Consider the following 22,932-nt stretch of genomic DNA (forward strand, 5'->3'; position numbering starts at 1 on the left):
ATTATTAACTTACGTTCATAAAAATCAAAGTTTCCTAGATTTAACTGATAAACTTTATGGTTAGGTAACGCTAAACCCCACATCACCATAGAATTGTAAGTATTTCAGCTTAACTTAATTAAAGTTTGTAGTATCTTGACAACCATAAAGAAGCGATAAATCGCTCACTACGAACTAGAATTTTATTGTATGTTGAATTATGCTAGCTACTTATTCTTGCTCTTAATTATTTATTTTTACCATTATTTAAATTTTGAGCTAGCATTACTTATTGTAAATCAAAAATACTGAACCAATTGGGCCAAAGTTTTCTACATACATTATCTGATTGTAATATAATCCAGGAGACATCCCACCATCAAACAACATTCCTTCTTGAATTTTACCTAAACAGTTAATGCGAGCAATCCCTTCTAAAACATCATCAAACTTATCTGGAAGTAATTCTTGATTAACTGGAGAAAAATCAATATTAGAAGCTTTCGAGTCATTTACTAACAGAATGACATAACCTTTATTAGTAATAGCTACCATCGAGCGATTAGTCGCTTGTTTGCAGGCGAATTCTCCTAAATCTTGACAAATGTCTTTAAATTTACCTTGACGATAGAATCTGCCATTACCTCCTACCAGATTGTAATTGAGAATATTCGCTTCTCTTCTACCAGCTTGGATAGTAGCCTTTCGCTCTTGAGGTTTACCGCCAGAAATACCAAAAGAAGAACGCTTATTTTTAAAGGCTCCTGAATAATCTACACCACGAGAAATATTTAAGCCTTGTGGCTTATTATCAGTACCTATATAGTCTGCATTAATTGCTGCTAGGGGTCTTTGTCCTACTAATGTAGAATTTTCGTCATTGATAATTTCCCGAAATTGCTTTGGTACATATTCTTTACGAAAATTACCTCTAGCATCTTTAGCATAAATTGTATGAGATAAACCAACATTAACTTTAAAATCTAATGCTGCCGATTTAGGATTAAAAATAATCGTATGGTTAATACCTTTTGCATATTTTTCACCTTGATTGTTAGTTTGGAAAAATTCAATACTGAATTTGGCATCTTCACCAGGACAAATTTTAGATAGTTTCGGCGCTGAATTCGCCTCAATTTCTTTACAACCTGATAATAAGCCTATAGTAATTATAAATACACCCAAAAAAACTATTTTTCTGATAGACATTTTCATAAAAAGTAAAAAAAACCGCTATAGAACGACTATAGCGGGGAATAATTCAATATTTCAATCTGGGGTTATCTAACATCCACAATCATCTGCTGTTAAGAAAACCACTCTACAACAGCTTCTTCTTTAGTGTTGGTATTTCGAGATGGTGTCTCGCGATTAAACTTCATCTGAATTGAGCGTGTTTGCTCGCCATCGGCAGCAACAGCCACAATTGGATAGTCAATTAAACCGTCTTGGAAGGACATTTGGAAGCGGAATGTACCATCTGGATTCAGCTTAATTTCACGACCGCCAATCGTCACGGTAGCATCGGGTTCAGTGGCACCGTAAACTATCAACTCAGCATCGGCAATCAACCAGAACTGACGCGGACGCATTGGCACGGCGGAGGCCGAGAAGCCAACACCTGACATTCCAACACCGGACATGGTTAAACCAGACGCGGTAGGAACTGCCCACATCCCCACACCAGATGGGAAAATGTAGGAGCTGATAGCTTGTTCGGGACGCGCAGAACCTGGTACTTGCTGCATGGAACCGAACAGAGAACCAGCAACGCGTTGTGCTTCGGCAGATTCGGCTAAACCAAAGATTTGGTCGTAAATGGGGTTACCGTTAGCGTTGCCATTAACAGTCGCTGCAATCTTCTTGGCAGGAGGAACCAGTTCGTATACAGTCTTATCACGTAAGTCTTCTTCAAAGTTGACACTGACGAAGACATCCTCAATCCAGTCAGATGGATAAACGGGAGGAATGTGTACGCGAGCGGAACGAGCTAATACCAACCAACGGCCATCAACGGCACGGTAGCCGATATCAATTACGTAATCGCGATCGCTCACCGGAACTGGTATGTACCATTCTCTCGCTAGTTCATCAGCAGGATATTCCTGGATGCTGTGAGGGCTTTGGCGATCGAGATTAACATCAGTAACATCGTAGATCCGCAGTGCCAGCTGCTGTCCCCCGTGCCGACGCAGGTCTTCTTTATGTTCATTCGGAACATCCCAGTAGGTGTAAGCCCACTGAGGATCGCGCGGTAAAAGTACAATCCGGCTTTCACCGTAACCTTGTGGCAAATCAGGGAGTCCTTCATCAACATCAGCCAGAGAGCCACCGTTACGGTCTTCTTGTCCTAATTCAAATTTTGCTGCTTCCACGGTTTCCTGTGCCTCCAGTGAACGAGATGGGCTAAGCGAAACTTTGCTGCGCTGGACTTCTTGAATCGCTGCCAGCAGTTGAGATTTACGCATCCGGCTGTAGCGAGAGATGCTACATTCGCTAGCAACTTTGCGTAGTTGCCGTAATGTCATCTCTTCTAGCGGTGGGCGTTCTTTTGCCATAAATTTGGCCTCCAGTAGTTTGAAAGGTAAATGATTTCCCCGGGTTAAAGAATGCTGTACAAAATGTCATCCACCCCAGATGAATTTCTTATTCCTGACTCCTGGTGTTGCCCAGTTTTTAACATTTATCAGTTATCAGTTATGAGTTATTAGTTATCAGCCCCCAATTGGTTATGGGTCAGACATTCCCCGCCATTTGTCTGATAATTGTTCACTGTTCACTGCTCACTGATTTTAAGTTTTTTAGTCGGTTTTTAAATTCAGGGTCACTCCCTTTCAATTCCTTATTGATGCCAAAATAAGCATTTCTTTGGGATCGGAGGAGTCCTTGTTGATGAATAAATATTAACAAGTAACCCTATGTCGGGATCAAGGGGTCTGAAGGCGTTTTTTTGACTGCTTCACGAATTTATCAGTGATTTCGGGATCGTTTTGTCATGATTAGATGACATTCATGATTGTGGTAGTCACGTGAAACCGGATAATGTCATCAAATAATGACAAATTTGGAGAAAGGCAGAAGGATTCAGATCCCCGCATCTAAGAACTGCAATTAGTGTGGGCTTCAAATTTGGAAGTGGGGACTAGGTATTAGGTATTAGGCATGGGTCAGAGACGCGATTAATCGCGTCTGTACAATGGTCAGTTGTCAGGAATCAGTAATTATTCTCCTTCATCCCCCTCATCTCCTCTGCTCCTCTGCTCTCTCATCCCCAGTCCCCAATCCCTAGATTTTGGATGAGCCAAAGACTACAATCCACACAGGCAAAACAAGAAGTAACAAAAGTGTTGAGAGGATAATGCTGCTAGCAATTAAATCGCGGTCGAGGTTGTATTCTTCTGCCAAAATTAGACCAGCAAAAGCTGAAGGCATTCCAGACATCAAGACCATTGCTAAGCGGCGATCGCCTGATAATCCCAGTAACAAAGTTGTGAGTACGCCGACAAATAGCGGTATCGCTACAACTCTGAGAACAGCGGGTATAAAAGCCCGTTGAAAATTTTGCCAATTCTGAAGTTGAGCTAAGCGAATACCAGTCAACAAAAAAGCACAGGCAATGACGATGTTAATAGACGCTTGGAGTCCTGATTCAATCGCTTCTGGCAACACTACTTGCTGAGTGAGAGTACCAAGAACAAAAGCCCACAGAGGAGGTACTGTCAGCAGATCCCGCAGTTGTATCCACCAGCGATTTGAGGATTGTTCGTGACTATAGTAGCTAGCAATTAGCACTCCTACTCCGTAGGGGCCGATGACATTGTGGGTAATGCTGAAAAGTAAAATCCAGTTTAGGGCATCAGCGTGGACGAGAAAGGGAGCGATCGCTAAGCCGACAAAACCTGTATTTCCCAGAACAGCGGATAGTAGAAAACTGCCTTGAGTAGGAGAATCAAGCCAATGGCTAGAAACGGATTTATCTAAGTCTGGCTTGATTTGCTGGGACAAGATTTTTTTCCATCCCCACAAAACCAGCAATGTGACAATTAAACCTACTATTATTGCTCCACCTGTAATTATTGCTGCCAGTATAGGTAAACTTTCTAAACCACTAAATTCACCTTGATTACTTTGTCGAGCCAACGCCACAAGTTCTAATGGCACACCAAACCAGTAAAGACCGCGACCCAAGAAATGTGGTAACCACGGTGGTAAAAATCTAAATATTAATAACCCCAGACTCATCCACAGAATCAGGGGTGTATAAGCATGAAAGAGAGTTTCTGTCATGAATAATAAAAGTTTAACTTAGTCATTACTCACCAGTCACCAGCTAACTGTCAACCGTCATCAGTCAGCTAAATTTTAATTTTTTGCTTAATAGACAACTAGCATACTCTGGATACGCCACACACCTTCCTGGCGAATCAAATCATACCGGACGCGTAGCCTTTCGTCAGAAGACTTTTTTCTCTGACCATTTTCATAAAACTGTGTTGCTTCCCTTACCGTAGCTACTACTACTAACCGATTTGGGTTTATCTCAGTTTTATTAATATATTCGACTTTGACGCTATGGTTATACTTCCGATAGCGGTTGTCTGCACTATCTTGCTGAGCAACTAGTCGCCATTGAGATAAAGCTGAACCAGTTAAAATATCCTGTAACCCATCAACCTCATGGTTTGGCCCTAAAGCCGCAGCTTTGGTAGATAGCCAAGTTTGAATCACTTCCTCTGCCGTTGTTTCTGTAAGAGACCCTTCTGGTGATTGCAATTTGCTGTTTTTGTCAGGGATGGCTATTGGTGGTTCGTTAACTTGTACAAACAATTGTCCGCTTTCCAAAGCGGCGGGCGCAGGCGCAAATAGATTTTTTATCCATCCAAAAGTTGTGGAGACTATTACCCAAAAAACTAATATACCTAGCAAAGAAGCAAATACAGTCCAAACTAATCGTGTTTTACCTTCTAAGGTGCTGGCAAAGGTTCGTCGCCGTTGCTGAGGATGGCGATTTGGTAAACGCTCCCGGTTAGCAGATTGACTGGGCTTGCGCCTTTTACGCTTTTGGGTTGGACGAGGTGGAGAGGACTTAGCTGCACCATTCAGGTTCTGGTTAGTTGTAGCTGTACGTTCAGCAGTAGAAAGCGGTGTCATGGGTGTTTGTGGTTTTGCACTCCCAGCTGACGAAATTGGTGATGTCTGAGGTCTAGTTGTCGAGAAGTTTGAATACTCAGGTCTTCTGGTGTTTGATGTTGCTGGCAACTCTGGGTCAGATATTCCATTTTGATGGAATTGTCGAGAGCCAGTGGTTTGACTTTGGTGACGAGGATTCGCCTGTGGTTGGGAAAACTGACGATTCATTACAGCCCACTCATTAGTAGTTTCTGCATCCGTGGGCAGTCCTTCTAAATAAGCTTGCACCTGCTGGTTAGCAAAGTAATCTTTCAGCAAAGCTTGCTGCTCGATCAAATCTCGAAAGTGGGGAAACACTTCATTTTGTAACCACTGTTCAGCGTATAAACACAGACCCGGTAGCAAGTCTGGAGAGTCTTGAGATTTTTCTCGAATAAATACTAAGACTTCGTACTCCTGACTGAGTTCTAAAACACGGGTTGCTTCTTCAGTTTGTCCCAGTAGTAGGGCACATAGCGACTGTTCTAGATGTACATCTTGGCGCTTGCCCAGATGTATCAGCATTTGCTTTGCCTGACGAATTAAAGCTGGTTGGCGTTGAGTAAATCCTCGTGCTACTAGGGCATAAACTGCCAAGTAAGTAGCAACAGCAGAGGGACGCTTGCTTTCGGCTTCAAACAGCTTGTGCTGTTCTGCGACTGTCAGGTGGTTACGTAATTGCTGAATAAATCGCAGAAAGTCATCGATGTTTAAACCCGATTCATCATTGCCAGCACCATCAATACCACCGCGATCGCTTAAAATGTTCTGCAATAATTCCAAGCCTTGACGGCGTTCGGCAGTTTTTTCTAGAGGCAGTGCCAGTAATTCCAAAATCCGATAAGGCCGCAATTTGTAAAGATCGGACTGCATTTCTGCTTGGACGCTGGGAAATAACCCTTCACGAGCTAGCATTTCTTGTCCAGTTTCGAGGGATACAGCAGCACTTTCGTGGTGACCTTGCTGCCACTGCTCCCGACCTAGTTCTAGGCAGGCAAGAGCAACAGTCAGAACAATATCTGGAAGTTCAGGACTACCGAGAAAGTCTTCACTTGCTAGAAGATTATTGCCCGTTTTAGCAACTGCTGCACTATTTTGATTTGCCAAGTAACCATGACCTAGTTTCAGTACTAGTTCGTATTCCCCTAGCTCTTGCAGAATTAACAAAGCACCTACTAATTCTTCTTGGGCAATTTCAATACTAAGGTTTTGAGTATCAGGATCGCCGTTACTGCTTTGGGTACGGTCTTCTAACGCTACTCTAGAGCTAGCATTGCCATCGGGGTCATAGGCGTGAGCAAGATAAAGCCGATCGTAACTGCTACGTTCCTTGGGATTTGATAAAACCACGTAAGCTTCTTCTATGAGTTGTTTGCGAGAAGAAATTGCTGCCTGAGAATATTCTCGTCGCGGCAATTGTACAATGCGATCGCTGTACGCTTGCCGCAACTGTTCATCACTTGCCGCTAACGGTAGTCCTAAAATTCGGTAGTAATCTAGCGGAATTCGCACAGTCTACTTCCCCTGCACCGTGATTAACATAGTTCACCTAGAGCATTCCAGGCATGTAAAACCGTGCCACAATAAAACGATAAATAATACAGTAACGTAGTTACACTATAAGTGTACGTTGCAACAATTAGTTTTGTACCTTCCTAAAATTGTGAGTCACATTTTAGTACTAAGATTCTGCGATCGCCTAGGAAGCGCGTAAACATTGTCTTAATTCTTAGCATTTTTATGCTAAAAAACTGCTATAAGCCTTCGGTACTTTAGAGAATTATAGCGATCGCTGCTAGTGGTATAGAAATTCTACTAGCAGAAATCTATAGATTAATTGTGGTTATGAGGACTGCCTGGTTATACGGTGAGTGAACCACCGACAAGGGTAGATTTTAATAACAGAGGGAACAAGATAATAGCACGATCAAACTTTAATTACAACTAGCCACCTAGATAATAAGGATTTTGGCATCCATTTTTTCTAAACTGTTCATGGATATGCAGAAACCAAGCTATTCTGTTTGATAGCTTAGGAACTGGAGCGAGAAATGGAAAAACTTGGAAAACGGCTGTAGCCATTAGGGTAATATTCTCGGATAGCACGGTCTGAAAAATCAGAAATTTGCCCATTTTCTCTACCTTTAGGGTGACGCTCGTGCCGACGCTCGTTCGCGTAGCGTCTCCCCTTGGGAGAAGACTCGCGCTTCGCTGCGCTATCGCTTTTAGCGTTGCACGCCACTTGCTCTACTTGGGCGAGGACTCGCTAACGCGACGCTATCGCTAAAACTGCGCTAACGGCAGTTCCTCTACTTGGGGAGACCCCAAGACTGGACTGCCTCACCGCCAAGACAGCAAGTGCCTCACTGCACTGCTTCACCTATTCCCAACAATCCTTTGTGGTGCATAAATTTTAGTTATTGACTCCGGTACATCCCAGGTTGTGAGAAGCATATATTATGCGAACAACCTATTTTTAAAGATGGTAAATTTTAGTTTTACTACAGGGATAGTAAAAAATAATGGTTCAAGAACGCACATTACCTACATTTAATACTGCCACTACTCAGATTACTAAAGAAGAGGGGTTGCGGTTATATGAAGACATGACACTGGGACGCTTTTTTGAAGATAAATGCGCCGAAATGTACTACAGGGGCAAAATGTTTGGTTTTGTCCATCTGTACAACGGTCAAGAAGCAGTTTCTACCGGTGTTATTCAGTCGATGCGTCCGGGGGAAGATTTTGTTTCTAGCACCTACCGCGACCACGTTCATGCTCTCAGTGCCGGAGTACCAGCAAGAGAGGTCATGGCAGAGTTGTTTGGTAAAGCCACAGGCTGTAGCAAAGGGCGTGGTGGTTCCATGCATATGTTCTCTGCGGAACACCGCTTGCTAGGTGGCTATGCTTTTGTCGCCGAAGGTATTCCTGTCGCAGCTGGTGCAGCTTTTCAAAGTAAATACCGCCGCGAAGTTTTAGGAGATAAAAACGCCGACCAAGTAACAGCTTGCTTTTTTGGCGACGGTGCTGCTAATAACGGTCAGTTCTTCGAGACGTTGAACATGGCAGCTCTATGGAAACTACCAATTCTTTTCGTGGTAGAAAATAATAAGTGGGCTATTGGCATGGCTCACGAAAGAGCAACTTCTGAGCCAGAGATTTATAAGAAAGCCAGCGTGTTTAACATGGTGGGCGTGGAAGTAGATGGCATGGATGTGCTAGCAGTGCGAGCCGTAGCTCAAGAAGCAGTCGCCCGTGCCCGTGCAGGTGAAGGCCCAACATTAATTGAAGCACTTACTTACCGCTTCAGAGGACACTCTCTGGCAGACCCAGATGAACTGCGAAGCAAAGCTGAAAAAGAATTTTGGTTTGCCCGTGACCCAATTAAGAAGCTAGCGGCTTATCTTCTTGAGCAAAACTTGGCAAGTGAGGACGAACTGAAAGCTATCGAGCGGAAGATTCAGGATGTCATCGACGATGCAGTTAAGTTCGCCGAAAGCAGTCCTGAACCAGACCCCAGTGAATTGTATCGCTTCGTGTTTGCAGAAGACGAGTAAATTCAGGGACTGGGGACTAGGGACTGGGGATTAAGAAATAAAGACAGAGAATTATTTATTCCTAATTACCCAGTCCCCAATATTCAATACCCAATCCTCTTAGGACTAAAATTGTGTTTACCATTGCCCTGCAACAACAACAATACAAGACATACATCCTTTCTGATGAAACCGCTGGTTCTCAACTGGAAGTAGTACCAGAACGCGGTGGTATCATTACCCATTGGCGCGTCCAAGGACAAGAAATTTTTTACCTAGACACTCAACGTTTTGCTAATCCTGATTTGAGTGTCAGAGGTGGAAATCCAATTTTGTTTCCTATCTGCGGGAACTTACCAGATAATACTTACACTCACAATGGGAAACAGTACACTCTTAAACAACATGGTTTTGCTCGTGATTTACCTTGGGAAGTTACTGAGCAGGTGACTCAAGATAAAGCTAGCCTCACCCTTGTTTTCAATAGCAACGAACAAACAAGGGTAGTTTATCCTTTTGATTTTCAAGTTGTTTTCACCTACGAGCTGCAAGGCAATAATCTAAAAATTCGGCAGCAGTATAAAAATCTGTCATCCACAGCCTTACCTTTTTCCGCAGGTTTCCATCCCTACTTTCTGACAGATGATAAGAGTCAGCTTGAGTTTGAAATTCCTTCCCAAGAATATCAAGATCAGATAACTAAACAAATTCATCCCTTTAACGGGAATTTTGACTTCAGCCAAGATGAAATTGATGTGGCATTCAAGCAGCTAGCCGATCAATCTGCCACTATTACAGATCGTAGCCGCAAGCTCAAACTTACCCTAAATTACGATGATATCTATTCCACGCTAGTGTTTTGGACACTTAAAGGCAAAGACTTTTACTGTTTGGAACCCTGGAGTGCCCCCCGCAACGCCATCAATACAGGTGAAAAGCTGACTGTGTTAGAACCAGGAGGCAATGATTCAGCGATAATTCGCCTCACAGCAAATTTTTTCTAACTACTTTACAAATCTACAGATGTATATGCTATAATTGCAAAGTTGCGAAAAACAACGAAAGGGTCGCTAACTCAACGGTAGAGTACTCGGCTTTTAACCGATTAGTTCCGGGTTCGAATCCCGGGCGACCCATATACAAAGTAATGAGTGCTGAGTCCTAAGTGACAGAAAGCTGTAATCTGTTTGTTTAAAGCTGACAGTTAGCAGTCACCATTCTTTTATAATCGAGCTTAAAGGCGTAAAGTTTTTCAACATAAACACCCCGACACTAGTTATAATTTCCTATAAGTTGAAAAAACTATTAAGATTAGCGTAAAAATTACAATAGTGTAACAATTGCGCTTCTCTCACACCGACTAGCTGACAACCACATTAGGAGGACTATCTATGGCGCTTGTACCATTGCGGCTGCTGTTGGATCACGCGGCTGAAAACGGTTACGGCATCCCAGCTTTCAACGTTAACAATTTGGAACAGATTCAGGCGATCCTGAAGGCTGCTGTAGAGACAGATAGCCCCGTAATTTTGCAAGCTTCTCGTGGCGCTCGTGCTTATGCAGGAGAAAACTTCCTGCGCCACTTGATTTTGGCTGCGGTAGAAACCTATCCTCAGATTCCCATTGTCATGCACCAAGATCATGGTAATGCGCCTTCTACCTGCTACTCAGCAATTAAGAACAACTTTACCAGCGTGATGATGGATGGTTCGCTGGAAGCTGATGCTAAGACCCCCGCTAGCTTTGAGTACAATGTCAATGTCACCCGTGAGGTGGTGAATGTAGCTCATTCTCTGGGTGTCAGCGTCGAAGGCGAACTCGGTTGCTTGGGTTCTCTGGAAACTGGTGCGGGTGAAGCTGAAGATGGACATGGGTTTGAAGGTACACTCGACCACTCCCAATTGTTGACTGACCCCGACCAAGCAGTTGACTTTGTAGAGCAAACACAAGTAGATGCTTTGGCTGTTGCCATTGGCACAAGCCACGGTGCTTACAAGTTTACCCGCAAGCCAACTGGCGAAATTTTGGCAATCAGCCGCATTGAAGAAATTCATCGCCGTCTGCCAAACACCCACTTGGTAATGCATGGTTCTTCTTCTGTGCCAGAAGATTTACTTGCGCTAATTAACCAATATGGTGGTGCAATTCCTGAAACCTACGGTGTACCTGTAGAAGAAATCCAAAAAGGCATCAAGAGCGGTGTGCGTAAGGTGAATATTGACACCGATAACCGTTTGGCAATTACCGCAGCGGTACGTGAAGCTTTGGCGGCAAATCCCAAGGAATTTGACCCCCGTCACTTCCTTAAGCCTTCTATTAAGTATATGCAGAAAGTTTGTGCTGAGCGCTATCAGCAATTTGGTACCGCTGGCAACGCTAGCAAAATCAAGCAAATTTCTCTGGAAGATTTTGCTGCTAAATATGCTAAGGGCGAACTCAACGCTGTCACCAAGGCAACTGCTAAAGTTTAATTTTGCCAAAAAATAAATACGGGTACAGCATTGCTATGCTCACAAAAAACTGAGAGTTTTAATAATTGGTATAAATAAAACCGGGTAACTTGAATGTCACCCGGTTTTTTGTTTGCTAAGCAAATATACTTAGATTAGTACTTAAATCCAAAATCTAAAATTCAGTCAAAACTCCTGAATCATGATGTCGATTGTTGCACTAAGTACAGCTTTGCATTAATTCGTAGCGTTTTTAAACGCAGGTCTTTCTGACTTTAATTCGTTACGAACTTGTTAAATCCTGTAATAAGGCTCTGACATCAGTTGCAGAATCTTGTTGTAATACTGATGCCGCGATCGCCTCAGCCTCAGCTACACTTAACTGAGCAATCGCCTGTTTGAGCAAAGGTATAGCTTGAGGGTTGACGCTTAATTCATTTAGCCCCAAACCTACTAAAATCGGTGTTGCTAAAGGGTCAGCCGCTAATTCGCCACATAACCCCACCCAAATACCAGCAGTACGAGCCGCTTGGACAGTTTGTTGCACCATCCGCAATACCGCTGGATGTAAGGCATCCACCAAAGTTGCTACTCGTGGATTGGTGCGATCGCCTGCCATGACGTACTGACTGAGGTCATTAGTACCTATACTGAAAAAGTCTACCTCGGCAGCTAACCGATCGGCGATCGCAACTGCTGAAGGTACTTCTACCATAATCCCCACTGCGATCGCTTCATCAAAGGGAATAGCAGCTTGTCGCAGTTCAGCCTTCACTTCACCGAGAATTTCTTTAGCAGCTCTTATCTCAGCCACAGTCGCAATCATCGGTAACATGACTTTAATATTGTGTCTCGCACTCGCTCGTAAAATTGCCCGTAACTGAGTTTTGAATAATTCTGGACGATCCAAACACAAACGAATTCCCCGCCAACCTAAGAATGGGTTAGCTTCTGGAACCTTTAATTTGAGATAGGGAAGCGGCTTGTCACCACCTATATCCAAAGTGCGAATAATCAACGGACGGCGATCCAAAACTTGAGCGATCGCTTGGTAAACTGTAAATTGCTCCTCCTCTGTGGGAGCGGTTGCTCGGTCAAAGTACAGAAACTCTGTGCGTAGCAGTCCTACTCCCTCTGCACCGTTAGCCACCGCAACTTGCACATCAGCTATACTACCAATATTCGCAAAAATGCTCACTTGCCGACCATCACGGGTAATTGCTGGCTGGTGTGCTGTGGCTCGTGCTTCCTGTTGAGCAGTTTGCCATGCCTCCCGTTTTGCTTCTAATACATCAAGGATATCTGGTTCTGGTTGTACCCAAGCTTTACCACTTTCGCCGTCGAGTGCCATGAGCGTACCATCTTCTAGGTGCAGTACCTCTGCATCTACACCCAAGACAGCAGGAATGCCTAATGTCCTGGCAATAATTGCACTGTGGGAAGTAGCACTCCCTGAAGTAGTACAAATGCCCAGCACCTTCTTCGGATCTAGTCCAGCAGTGTCTGAAGGAGTCAAATCATTCGCCACTACAATTGCTGGTTCCGACAGATGCAACTCACTGTGGGTATTTCCAACTAGCAGCCGTAGCACTCTTTGTCCCACATCCACCACATCGTCAACTCGCTCTTGCAGATACGAATCTTCCAGTGTGTGGTAAGAAGCAGCCACCTCATTCACTACAGCTTGCCAAGCAGCCTCTGCATTCAGGTGACAATCTAAGATGCGTTGGTGAGCGGCTTCCAGCAACACCGGATCTTCCAAAAATAAAAGATGAGCATCAAAAATAGCAGCTTCAGCATCACCAATTTGAATAGATGCTTGTGAAAACAGCGTCTGAATTTCTTGTTTAGCAGTGCAAATTGCTCTATGTAGTCTTTGCCACTCTAGTTCTGGGTCATCTACGTGGTATTCCGTAATTGTAATAATGGGTGGTTGATAATGGACAACAGGCGCGATCGCTACTCCTGGAGAAGCACCAATCCCTGAAAGTTCGCCGCCAATTGCTGGGGTAACTTCGTGGTCAACCGTTTGTAAAGGTTCAAAACTAGTATTATCTTCACCAAAGTTTGTAGTAAATAATGCTTGTAATGCAGCCAGTGCCTCATCTGCGTCAGCACCAGCCGCAGTAATTACTAGTTCGTGTCCTTGAAGCACCCCCAAAATCGCTACTTGGTTAATACTATCGCCCCGAATAGCCTCTGTATTTCTAGTTAAATTCCGCACCCTGATTTGGGATTGGAACCGAGTTACGGTTGCCACAAATTGAGCTGCGGGACGGGCGTGTAATCCTAAGCGATTGCTAACAGTCAGCCGAATTTCTCTAGTTGGGTATTCTGTATGAGTTGTGGTTTCGCTACTGCCAACTGACAACTGACTACTAACAACACCTAATTGGATGGCTTTTGCTACTAATGCACCTCTAGCTTCCGCGATTACTTGCTGAATATTTCTACCAGCAGCGGCTGCAACTACAGCAGCGATCGCACCTTCTACCAAGGGTGCTTCACACAGATGTACTTTCTCTCGTTGTACCTCGCTTAGAAACTCTAAAGCCATTTCCGCACTCATCAAAGCACTACCTAGATCCATTAATACCAAAACCCCATCGCCGCTGAAAACAGAAGCGATCGCCTCATAAACCTGAATGGGATCTGTACCCAGTGGATTGTGAGCATCTTCGATGCCTGCGGCAACAGCGAGGCGGACATTGCCCTGAACCATCTGCGCTGCAAGTTCCTGCACACCAAGCGCTAATTGTTTACTGTGAGATACGATAACGATTCCGACCACTGCAACACCATCAACCTTGTTGAGAGTCTAAAGAATTCTGAGTTGCTGAGTGCTGAGGAGTCAGTGTGTTGGGGAGAAAGCGCTGTGGACGGGTTTCCCGACTTATTTGCTGAAAGGTTCCCGCAGGGTAGCAAGTGGCGTTGCTGATTCATTAGTTATTCTCCTCTACCACCCTGCTTCCTCATCTGCCTCATCTGCAAGGTAGCTGCTATAACGGAGGGAACCTCACGCCAGTTCGCTCAAGTCGGGAGACCCACCCATGCGACTGGCTCTGCAACGCACTACCTCCTCATCTCCTCCTGCCTTATTGCAATTGCAACTGCCCAAAAATTTTCCCGTCTTTCTGGGAGATACGAATAGAATAGCCCTTTTTCAGAGGTATGCGGGGTGTCCACTCATAAATTCCATCGCTAGCGGTACGGTCAGAGATATTTTGGACAAGTTTCTCACTATCGTACAACTTAATTGCCACATCGCCATCGAAATTATCTCGCCACAATATTAAATAAGGTTGATCCTTCTCTAGAACTACTTTACCAATAGGCTGATTGACAAGAATTTGTGGGCTAACCTGCTTTTTGCTTTTCCTACGGAATCCTAAATAATGGGGTAGGTGTCGGAAAGTAGGATTTTCTAGCGGAGTTGACAGTTGAGGGGCAATAATATCACCTCTTTGAGAATTAAATAGATAAGTTGAACGACCACCGTCAACAGTGATGATATCTCCTTTAACTCCTAATTTGCGTAATAATCCGGCTGCTTGATCCAGCGTTGCTGAGTTCACCGTCATAATCAACAACAGCTCATCGCCTTTAATACCATCTTTATTCAAAGTGCCGATAACTTGGTACTTATTCGCTTGATTTTGAGCTAGTACTTTTGCTGGATGGTCACTGTATTTATAAGTGGCGATTGCATTTTTCACGCCCTTTTGATTCAGAGGCGCACCAGTAACTGGGTTGTAATCAGTAATGTATGCCTGCTTGTCATCCCAAACTAAAGCCTTAAGGCGGACTGTACTATAAAAATTATCTTTCGGTTGTCTGACAGGGCCATAAGGGCTATTGCCACCACTGATAACCACGCCATTGAGTTTAATCGGGAAGGATAACTGTGTACTGGATTGGTATTGTTCAAAAAAAGAACAGTTAATGATGGAAAAAATGTCACTACTGTAAAGTTTTTTGTATTCTTCAGATACTTCTGAAAACAACTTAGTTTGAAAAAACGGGCTGTAATGTCCACCTTCTCCTTTATAGTATTTTCCTTGACTCAGACCCATATTATCAACCTCTCCAACCAGTTGGTCGATGTGCATTTTTCGCAGGTCGATAACTTGTAAATAAGCTTCGTTGCCGTTTGTTAGTTGTTTTTTATATAAAGCTGCGCCGTCTATGACATGAAGAGGTTGATAAGTAGATAGAGGGTTGGAGGCTTGGGCAATCAAAAGACTACTCAGGATTGGCAGCAAGAAAAATATAAACGTGATTAGAGAATTCATCAGTATTTTATTTACTCAGAAATTAATTACAGTACTTACGTAAAAACTCTCTTAATCTCTTAATGCTAAGGGTGCAAAATTCGCCTAAATTCTAGGTGTTATAAAGATTTGACCGAATTATGGTAGAAAAAGATAGGTCAATCATTGTCAAGAAGACTTGTATGTTAAAAATATTACCTAGACTTGCCCTTAAGATGGAGAGTACTACCTCACAAAAGTAAGGGATTACGTTAGAATACATTCACTCAGACCTGATGTTAAGATGGCATTACTTGCACCTGCAAAATATTGAACAATTGAGAGGAAATCATTATCGTAATCCAAAAGCAACTAATCAACTCACAAATCAAGTCACCTCAAGTCTTCTTGATTGACCATGAAAATAATAACCGTGGTTTAATAGATACACATGAGGCTCTACAGCTAGCACAGAGCATGGAGCTTGACCTAGTTGTAGTTTCGGAAGGCAAAGATGCTCCAGTAGCCAAGATTGTCAACTATGGTAAGCTTCAGTATCAAAAGAAAAAGCGTCAGGGACACAGTGCTAGACCTACGGTAAAGGAAGTTCGGCTCCGTCCGAACGTAGGCGTGGCTGATTACAACTTACGCATTGAGCAAGCCGTTGGGTGGTTGAGTAAAGGTGATTCAGTAAAGTTTGTTATTCGTTTACGAGGTCGAGAACATCAATATCGCGAACAGGCTGGAGAACTGTTAGAACGGATTGTAACTGCTCTGGGTCAAGTAGGAAAAGTCCAGTCACTTGATAAACGTTCACTAGTTGCTCAAATCATTCCTGCCTAAATAATTTTTCGGAAATATTTTAGTTAACCTCAGTAGCCAGAGTAACGGCCTACATAAGCTGGCTACTGGAAAACTGCTGTGTGCTGTAACCAAATGCTGAAAGGCAAGGGACGTAAGGGAAGCGATATCAGATGGTTTTTGCTCATGCAGATAAGTCATGGGCTTTAGATATTTATCGATACATTCACGCTTCACATAAAACCATAGTTGCAAGGTTAAAAGCACGACCCTGAGCAATGGAAAAATGGAAGATGGCAGAGATATTTCAAGAAAATCTAAGCTTTGATTACTTACAGAAGTGCTGGGAAAATCGCCTTGCAAGTGCAGATATTTCTTAACAAGTTGCTGACTAAGTTTTGGCAGTGAGGCATCACTTATGTAAGTCGGGAGCTAATTGATTGAAATGGGCAGCGTTTAAAATGCTACAGATTTTGTAAAAATCTTGCTTATATATAATATTGTCTATTTATTTTGAGCCATTAAATAAACATGTATGGTGAAATGAGGCTATTACCAATAACTTTTTAGGTGAGCAATTTTAAGTTAAGCAACTAGCTGCAAAAGGCGATAAATCCAATCATAAAGGTAATATATGCTAGCTTAATAAAACAGTAAGCTCAATATTTCTCTAATATTTATTATTTAAAACTTGAATACATCAGAGTAGTATCGATTTATTAACTACAAATTACTAAAGAATGGATAATTGTGCTTCATATCACAATTATCCACTCAAATTTACTAGATTACTAAATCAGGTCTATCAGACAAGACTTAATGAGATTATTGCAACTTAGGACAGTTTAAATCGACTAACGCGACTCAGTTCCTTGGTTGGGACTACCTGCTACATCATCTTCTCCTGGTGCTTCTGGTGTAGCAGTTTTTTTGGCATCACTTTTTGCAGCATCACCAGTCTTACGGATATCTTCCTGAATGGGGGTTTGATAACCACCGGAAGCTCCGGGGGTTTCTTGATTAATAGGCTTTTTTTGTTCTTCAGCCATAACTTTATTAAACTCCTATCACTTACTCTTGGTATTATATTAATCAAACACCAGGAATAATTTCATCTATCTAAAATCTAGTTTTAGCCAATTGTTATATCTATCGTAAGTATTATTTATAAATCCATAAAGCGACCACTAAACCAAAAGTCAAATTATCTAAGATGTTGATTTGTCAGTATGTGAATTAGCTTTTGGATGTAAGACCGATCGCTAGAGTAAATAGATTAATTTTCAAATATCTAGCTACAGAATTATGCCGTTTGTAGGTTGCTAAAATTACGTAGTTAATAACTTACAATGGAAAGTTTAAAGGATCGAAAATTTTGGTGGCAATGAGTCTTAGGAAATTGCTGTGATTGGGTAATGTCGCAGATTGAGTAATGGTTAGAATTGCGGAGAAGCAATTAATCGAATATACTTAATTCGGCTCTTACAATCGACAGTGAAAAGTAAGGCGTGATTTAGGATTGTGTTGCAAAAGTCGTTACCATCTGAATGTGTCCTCCGTAGGGCAACGTCTGCGGATAAGTGGTCAATTAGATTGTTGGTATTATCAGCTAAACTTGAGCCAACTCAATTACGTTGGCAGCAATTTTGGGTGATTGAATGCAATGGAGATTTAGTAGCTTGCGGACAACTACGTAATTTTGCAGTAGCACAAGAACTTGGCAGTTTGGTCGTTAAATCAGCTTGGAGAGGTCGCGGTTTAGGTACTTTTCTCACACAGCATCTGATTGATACAGCTACTCAACCACCGTATCTGGAATGTTTAGGTCAACGACTGGCGCAGTTTTACAGTTGCTTTGGTTTTGTGCCAATATCTTATGAAGACTTGCCACCATCGCTTCAGCGTAAATTTGGATTTTCTCAGTTAGTCAAAAGGCTAATTAGAGTTCCTGTAGTGTTTATGCAGTATCGAGTTGACACTCCCGACATTTAGAATGCAGGAGATTTTTAGTACACGTCACCGTAAAAGGGATTCGGCAATATCGAGGGTTGATGTTGGGTTTCACTCCGTTCTACCAACCTATGAATGATTAAATTCCATACCATTTTTATGGTGGGCTGTACTTAGTTCATTGGGACTAGATATCTGACAAAGGTTTAGCAAAAATTGTCAGCAAAACAGGCCCTAGTAAATACTGGTGACTCAAACATAATAGCCCAGCAGAAGAACCGAGAAGTTTGCGTTGATTGGGGCTGTAGAGTCTAATTCCAAAAGGGGAAATTTGTAGTAGTTGAGGAAATGCTTCTGTTGTAGTCATGTCAACCAAGTAAAAGCGTCCACCGGGAGAAAGCACTCGCGCCACTTCACTCAGTACCTGTTTAGGTTCCAGATAGTGCAAGAAGCTGATGGTGTTGAAAACAGCATCAAACTGTCCCTCAGCAAAGGGCAGAGACTCAGCTTTACCCTCAAGATAAATTAAACGCGGATGGTGGTGGTTACTCAGTCTTGCCAAGCGCAACATATTAGGAGAAAGGTCTAATCCCGTGCCTCGCAAATTGGGAAATTGAGTTGCAAGGCGCTCAAGCAGACGACCGGTACCACAGCCTAAATCGAGTACATTTGGTCGCTCTGGTAAATCGACGTATTCTAGCAACCGTTTGTGAATAGTTCGGTAAATTACTGAGGGAAAGAGCCAATCATAGCTTGGTGCCCAGGTGTCAAAAAGTTGTTTTTTGTTACTCAGAAAATTATCCGTCATTAGTTTTCGCAGTCGATGCCCCTGAGCTTGACGCTTCTATTAGGGAGATTGTAGCTGCGCCTCCAAGAAGTTAGTTAACTATAGCCACTAGCAATTGCAGCTTTGCAGTCTGACAATATCTAGCCTAGCGTTTGGCATAACAGCTATGCGATCGCTGGACAAATTATCTGGAATGCAAGGTCTGGAATTTGTAGTTAGGTGTGTTCCTACAAAGAGAGAACTACACCAACTCTAGGTGTATCAAGAACTAAAAAATGAGCATCGCTGCATAAAATCATAGAACCCAATCGTATCTATATACAGAGGTTCAAACCTAATCAACCTAGTCAAGTTTGAAATTCTCAAGGTGAGCAATCATGACAAGCTTTACTCAAATCCGGTTACACAACGACCTACTGCACCCAGTCCGCGAGTGGTTAGAAAGAATAGAAATTCATAATTCCAAACTAGCCCATCTTTTGTGCAGAGCCATCCCAGCCCAATGTCCTTTTGAACGAGACATCAAGCTGTTTGGTCGTCAGCTGTTTCACATTCCTGCAATGTGTAAATTAAATCCTTTCTATGAGCAAGTACTCACTCTACGTTTTAAAGCACTTTGTTATCTTGCAGATGATTGTGGTGAAGATGTTACAGCCTATTGCTAAAATTGGATGATTGGTTGATGTAGCAGTATCGGTAATTACAGACTTACGGTTGTAACCTACTCAAATCTATACTAAGCTAACGTAGAACTAATTAGATGTTTGGCTATTGAGTAGCTAGTGACCCTCTAATACCAATTTTGGATTTTAGATTTTGGGCTGCATCTTTGGTGCGCTGGAAGCGCAACTTGGATTTTGGTGAACCAGCGCGGTCTTTTTGGTTTCCAAAATGAGCGACTGCTGAACCCGAAGGGATTAAAAGTTTTTACTAAAAGGCTATTCCAGCAATCTCAAACAATACTATGCCAATTTGGTATCGATCGTTATCAGTCTGTGTTGTTTACCATACTTTGCTGAAATCATTAACATCATCATGACGCACATCTTACTAGTAGAAGATGAAGTCAAATTGGCACAATTTCTCGAATTAGAACTGAGTTATCAAGGCTACCAAGTCAGCGTCGCCTACGATGGATTAACTGCACTCACCGCAGCGCGGGAGTGGCATTTGGATTTAGTCATTTTGGATTGGATGTTACCTGGCTTATCGGGCTTGGAAATTTGTCGCCGCCTGCGAAGTACGGGTAATAAAGTGCCGATAATTTTATTAACCGCTAAAGATGAAGCGAGCGATCGCCTTACAAGCTTAGACGCTGGTGCTAATGATTATGTAGTTAAACCCTTCAGCATCGAAGAATTATTAGCCAGAGTCCAGGTTCAATTACAAAGAAAACAGTAAACTAATGACTGATGAACGCCAGTTGCTAGCCTGCGGGAAGCTGGCCAAAGCGCGTCTACAACGCTTCTTAACCCGCACAACACAGTGTCCTTCGCAATGCACTGACTGCTAATGACTGAGAAGAGTAAAGAACTTCAAGCGATTATTTTGATTTCTTGGAGTTCCCTAAACTTTGTGTAAGGCTTCCAGATTTACCAAATTAGAAGTGTAGGAGTATGGGGGTATAGGGGTCTAGGAATAAATTTTCCCCTACATCCCTATACTTCACTTTAAGGTTGCTAAAAATGAGCAACAGGGGAGCAGAGGAAAGTAATTTATAGCCGTGAAAGAGGGAATTAGTATTACACCTCTACACTCTGACAGTTAGTTATATTAGGATGCACAAGGTAGACTCTATACGAAAATAAGTAAAATCAGACCTGTAATGACTTATCTAGAAACAGCGGCACAATTCTACCAAGAAGTTGCCCAAACGCCACAAGTGGGGCTTTGTTGCGTTCAAAGTACACCCCTGCAACTACCAGGACTGCAAATTCCTTTGCCAATGCAGGAAATGAACTATGGTTGTGGTACAACTGTTCACCCCACTGAACTCTCAAATCAACCCACAGTGCTATATGTTGGTGTTGGTGGTGGTTTAGAAGCACTACAATTCGCTTATTTTTCCCGCCGTACAGGTGGTGTAATTGCTATTGAACCAGTTGCAGCTATGCGAGAAGCTGCCACACGCAACCTGGAAATTGCCGTTAGAGAAAACCCCTGGTTTGACATTAACTTTGTGGAAATCAAAGAAGGCGATGCTTTTAACTTGCCCATGGCTGATGCTGCCGTCGATATTGTGGCACAGAATTGCCTCTTCAACATCTTTGAACCAGAAGATTTAACTCGTGCTTTAAAAGAAGCATTTCGGGTATTAAAACCAGGTGGACGTTTGCAGATGAGCGATCCCATTGCCACTCGTCCAATTGCAAAACATCTGAAACAGGATGAGCGTCTACGAGCTATGTGTTTATCAGGCGCACTCACCTATGAAGAGTATACTGAACGCATTATCAATGCTGGCTTTGGTCAAATTGAAATTCGCGCCCGTCGCCCTTACCGTTTGTTAGATGCTCAAACATACAATCTTCAAGAAAATTTACTTCTAGAAAGTCTTGATTCTGTCTGTTTCAAAGTTGCTATTCCGGAAGATGGTGCTTGTATATTCACTGGTAAGACAGCCATTTATGCTGGTCTAGAATCTTTGTTTGATGATTCGGCAGGGCATTTGCTTCAGCGTGGTATTCCGGCAGCAGTCTGTGATAAAACTGCTGCTAAACTTGCAGCTTTGAAGCCAGCGGAAATAATTATTACTGATTCGACTTGGCACTATAGTGGCGGTGGTTGCTGTTAACTTTAACAGAAGAGAATTCAGAAGTCAGGAGTCAGAATTCAGTATGAATTCTGTATAATCTATGGATGAGTATGTGGTGAAACACCGCACTAAATCTTAGATTTAGTAGTCATTAATTAGTGGTGGGTCTAAATCCTCCACGCTCTTGATTCTGAATTCGGTATTCTGAATTCTGCATTCTCCTTTAATAAACCCCCAAATGTTTTTAATTAGTCTATTTCTGTCTACGCTTTTTTTAGCTTACTCAAATGGAGCAAACGACAACTTTAAAGGGGTAGCAACACTGTTTGGTAGTCGAACAACCAGCTACCAGACAGCAATTTTGTGGGCAACTATTACAACTTTTGCTGGTGCAGTAGCTTCAATTATATTTGCGAGCGCACTAGTCAAAAACTTTTCTGGAAAAGGAATACTACCAGATGCGATCGCTAATGCCCCTGAGTTTCATATTGCCGTGGCGATCGCATCTGGTTTGACTGTGTTAGTTGCCGCTCTCACAGGATTTCCCATCTCCACAACTCACTGTTTAACAGGTGCAATACTTGGTGCTGGATTAGTAGCGAAAGGACTGCAAGTGAATTTCGCTGCTTTGGGAAATTTGTTTATTTTACCCCTATTACTCAGTCCGATTGTTGCCATAGCTTTAGGAATAGGAATTTACAGCTTATTTGAGTACATTAGTGATAAATGGAATCTCCAAGCAAACCAGAAAATGATTGATACTTGTCATTTTATCAGTTCTGGTATCATCAGTTTTGTTAGAGGCTTAAATGATACTCCCAAGATTGTATCACTCATTTCAATTATTGATTATTTCTCAATTCAAGGAGGAATGATTACAGTAGCAATGGCAATAGCGCTTGGTGGTTTACTCAACTCCCAAAAAATTGCAGAAACCATGAGTGAAAAAATTACTTCCTTAAATCATGTTCAGGGTTTATCTGCCAATATAGTAACTGTAATCCTGGCGATCGCAGCTACCCAGTTTGGACTTCCTGTGTCTACCACTCAAGTTTCCGTAAGTTCTATTTTTGGTGTGGGACTAATGGGTAAAAAAGTAAATTTAGGAATTTTTTCTCAGATTCTCATTTCCTGGATTTTTACCTTACCTACTGCCACCATTATTAGTGGAATCACATATAGATTATTGCAAGGATAAAATAGAGCAGATTTTTGCCATATTCAAGGACTAATCTGTTACTCCAATAAAATTGCA

Annotated in this window: 17 protein-coding genes, 1 tRNA gene and 1 pseudogene; 10 read left to right on the top strand and 9 right to left on the bottom strand. The window is 42.5% G+C overall.

Features of this window, described 5'->3' with window-relative positions; all coding sequences use genetic code 11:
* Positions 1–264: 264 nt before the first annotated feature.
* The 5 genes from RMY31_RS06840 to RMY31_RS06860 form a co-directional block, all read right to left on the bottom strand.
* The gene (locus RMY31_RS06840; protein ID WP_322657885.1) at positions 265–1,188 is read right to left on the bottom strand and encodes a phosphodiester glycosidase family protein; all 924 of its coding nucleotides are present in this window, start codon (positions 1,186–1,188) and stop codon (positions 265–267) included.
* Between the two features lie 98 nt (positions 1,189–1,286).
* Positions 1,287–2,537, bottom strand: a complete 1,251-nt coding sequence (locus RMY31_RS06845; protein WP_322657774.1) for a DUF4912 domain-containing protein — start codon at positions 2,535–2,537, stop codon at positions 1,287–1,289.
* A 727-nt stretch (positions 2,538–3,264) separates the two neighbouring features.
* Positions 3,265–4,266 carry an AEC family transporter gene (locus RMY31_RS06850; protein WP_322657775.1) on the bottom strand — a complete coding sequence of 334 codons (1,002 nt, stop codon included), beginning with the start codon at positions 4,264–4,266 and terminating at the stop codon, positions 3,265–3,267.
* 87 nt (positions 4,267–4,353) lie between these two features.
* On the bottom strand, positions 4,354–6,660 hold the full coding sequence (locus RMY31_RS06855) for an IMS domain-containing protein (RefSeq protein ID WP_322657776.1): 2,307 nt from the start codon (positions 6,658–6,660) through the stop codon (positions 4,354–4,356).
* 520 nt (positions 6,661–7,180) lie between these two features.
* Positions 7,181–7,390 (bottom strand): hypothetical protein, encoded by a 210-nt coding sequence (locus RMY31_RS06860; protein ID WP_322657777.1) that lies wholly within the window; start codon positions 7,388–7,390, stop codon positions 7,181–7,183.
* A gap of 280 nt (positions 7,391–7,670) precedes the next feature.
* Between RMY31_RS06860 and pdhA the strand changes: the two genes are divergently transcribed.
* From pdhA to fba, 4 genes are all read left to right on the top strand, one after another.
* Complete coding sequence (pdhA, locus tag RMY31_RS06865; RefSeq protein ID WP_322657779.1) at positions 7,671–8,705, top strand: pyruvate dehydrogenase (acetyl-transferring) E1 component subunit alpha; 1,035 nt, start codon at positions 7,671–7,673, stop codon at positions 8,703–8,705.
* A 113-nt stretch (positions 8,706–8,818) separates the two neighbouring features.
* Entirely contained in the window at positions 8,819–9,688 is an 870-nt protein-coding gene (locus tag RMY31_RS06870) for an aldose epimerase (RefSeq protein WP_322657780.1), read from the top strand.
* Between the two features lie 60 nt (positions 9,689–9,748).
* Positions 9,749–9,820, top strand: a tRNA-Lys gene (locus tag RMY31_RS06875).
* 255 nt (positions 9,821–10,075) lie between these two features.
* Positions 10,076–11,155 (top strand): class II fructose-bisphosphate aldolase, encoded by a 1,080-nt coding sequence (fba, locus tag RMY31_RS06880; protein WP_409877529.1) that lies wholly within the window; start codon positions 10,076–10,078, stop codon positions 11,153–11,155.
* Positions 11,156–11,417: 262 nt separating this feature from the next.
* Here the strand turns inward: fba and ptsP are convergent, their stop codons facing one another.
* Together ptsP and RMY31_RS06890 are read right to left on the bottom strand one after the other, a co-directional pair.
* Positions 11,418–13,925, bottom strand: coding sequence for a phosphoenolpyruvate--protein phosphotransferase (gene ptsP / locus RMY31_RS06885; protein ID WP_322657783.1), 2,508 nt, complete (start codon positions 13,923–13,925; stop codon positions 11,418–11,420).
* Between the two features lie 304 nt (positions 13,926–14,229).
* On the bottom strand, positions 14,230–15,426 hold the full coding sequence (locus tag RMY31_RS06890) for a hypothetical protein (RefSeq protein WP_322657784.1): 1,197 nt from the start codon (positions 15,424–15,426) through the stop codon (positions 14,230–14,232).
* A 333-nt stretch (positions 15,427–15,759) separates the two neighbouring features.
* Here RMY31_RS06890 and infC point away from each other — a divergent pair, with 333 nt between their 5' ends.
* A complete protein-coding gene (gene infC / locus RMY31_RS06895) occupies positions 15,760–16,227 on the top strand; it encodes a translation initiation factor IF-3 (RefSeq protein ID WP_322657886.1) in 468 nt (155 codons plus the stop codon).
* An 812-nt stretch (positions 16,228–17,039) separates the two neighbouring features.
* Here the strand turns inward: infC and RMY31_RS06900 are convergent.
* Positions 17,040–17,234: a hypothetical protein gene (locus tag RMY31_RS06900; RefSeq protein ID WP_322657785.1), complete on the bottom strand. Its 195-nt coding sequence runs from the start codon at positions 17,232–17,234 to the stop codon at positions 17,040–17,042.
* Positions 17,235–17,706: 472 nt separating this feature from the next.
* Between RMY31_RS06900 and RMY31_RS06905 the strand changes: the two genes are divergently transcribed.
* Positions 17,707–18,177: a GNAT family N-acetyltransferase gene (locus RMY31_RS06905; RefSeq protein ID WP_322657786.1), complete on the top strand. Its 471-nt coding sequence runs from the start codon at positions 17,707–17,709 to the stop codon at positions 18,175–18,177.
* 145 nt (positions 18,178–18,322) lie between these two features.
* Here RMY31_RS06905 and RMY31_RS06910 read toward each other — a convergent pair whose 3' ends face one another.
* Positions 18,323–18,943, bottom strand: a complete 621-nt coding sequence (locus RMY31_RS06910) for a class I SAM-dependent methyltransferase (protein ID WP_322657787.1) — start codon at positions 18,941–18,943, stop codon at positions 18,323–18,325.
* Positions 18,944–19,299: 356 nt separating this feature from the next.
* Between RMY31_RS06910 and RMY31_RS06915 the strand changes: the two genes are divergently transcribed.
* The 4 genes and pseudogenes from RMY31_RS06915 (at position 19,300) to RMY31_RS06930 (ending at position 22,875) form a co-directional block, all read left to right on the top strand.
* Positions 19,300–19,587, top strand: coding sequence for a Mo-dependent nitrogenase C-terminal domain-containing protein (locus tag RMY31_RS06915; protein ID WP_322657788.1), 288 nt, complete (start codon positions 19,300–19,302; stop codon positions 19,585–19,587).
* A gap of 370 nt (positions 19,588–19,957) precedes the next feature.
* Positions 19,958–20,320 (top strand): annotated as a pseudogene (locus tag RMY31_RS06920) (response regulator transcription factor); the annotation flags it as partial.
* Between the two features lie 427 nt (positions 20,321–20,747).
* The gene (gene arsM, locus RMY31_RS06925; protein ID WP_322657789.1) at positions 20,748–21,716 is read left to right on the top strand and encodes an arsenosugar biosynthesis arsenite methyltransferase ArsM; all 969 of its coding nucleotides are present in this window, start codon (positions 20,748–20,750) and stop codon (positions 21,714–21,716) included.
* 199 nt (positions 21,717–21,915) lie between these two features.
* Positions 21,916–22,875 carry an inorganic phosphate transporter gene (locus tag RMY31_RS06930; protein WP_322657791.1) on the top strand — a complete coding sequence of 320 codons (960 nt, stop codon included), beginning with the start codon at positions 21,916–21,918 and terminating at the stop codon, positions 22,873–22,875.
* The last annotated feature ends 57 nt before the right edge of the window (positions 22,876–22,932 follow it).

It is taken from the genome of Dendronalium sp. ChiSLP03b, assembly GCF_034531165.2.
Taxonomy (GTDB): domain Bacteria; phylum Cyanobacteriota; class Cyanobacteriia; order Cyanobacteriales; family Nostocaceae; genus Dendronalium; species Dendronalium minutum.

Excerpts from the sequence above, each read along its gene's own strand:
- RMY31_RS06840 (WP_322657885.1), bottom strand. The coding sequence starts at position 1,188 with ATGTCTATCAGAAAAATAGTTTTTTTGGGTGTATTTATAATTACTATA.
- RMY31_RS06845 (WP_322657774.1), bottom strand. The coding sequence starts at position 2,537 with ATGGCAAAAGAACGCCCACCGCTAGAAGAGATGACATTACGGCAACTA.
- RMY31_RS06850 (WP_322657775.1), bottom strand. The coding sequence starts at position 4,266 with ATGACAGAAACTCTCTTTCATGCTTATACACCCCTGATTCTGTGGATG.
- pdhA (WP_322657779.1), top strand. The coding sequence starts at position 7,671 with ATGGTTCAAGAACGCACATTACCTACATTTAATACTGCCACTACTCAG.
- fba (WP_409877529.1), top strand. The coding sequence starts at position 10,076 with ATGGCGCTTGTACCATTGCGGCTGCTGTTGGATCACGCGGCTGAAAAC.
- RMY31_RS06890 (WP_322657784.1), bottom strand. The coding sequence starts at position 15,426 with ATGAATTCTCTAATCACGTTTATATTTTTCTTGCTGCCAATCCTGAGT.
- RMY31_RS06900 (WP_322657785.1), bottom strand. The coding sequence starts at position 17,234 with ATGGCTGAAGAACAAAAAAAGCCTATTAATCAAGAAACCCCCGGAGCT.
- RMY31_RS06910 (WP_322657787.1), bottom strand. The coding sequence starts at position 18,943 with ATGACGGATAATTTTCTGAGTAACAAAAAACAACTTTTTGACACCTGG.
- RMY31_RS06915 (WP_322657788.1), top strand. The coding sequence starts at position 19,300 with ATGACAAGCTTTACTCAAATCCGGTTACACAACGACCTACTGCACCCA.
- arsM (WP_322657789.1), top strand. The coding sequence starts at position 20,748 with ATGACTTATCTAGAAACAGCGGCACAATTCTACCAAGAAGTTGCCCAA.
- RMY31_RS06930 (WP_322657791.1), top strand. The coding sequence starts at position 21,916 with ATGTTTTTAATTAGTCTATTTCTGTCTACGCTTTTTTTAGCTTACTCA.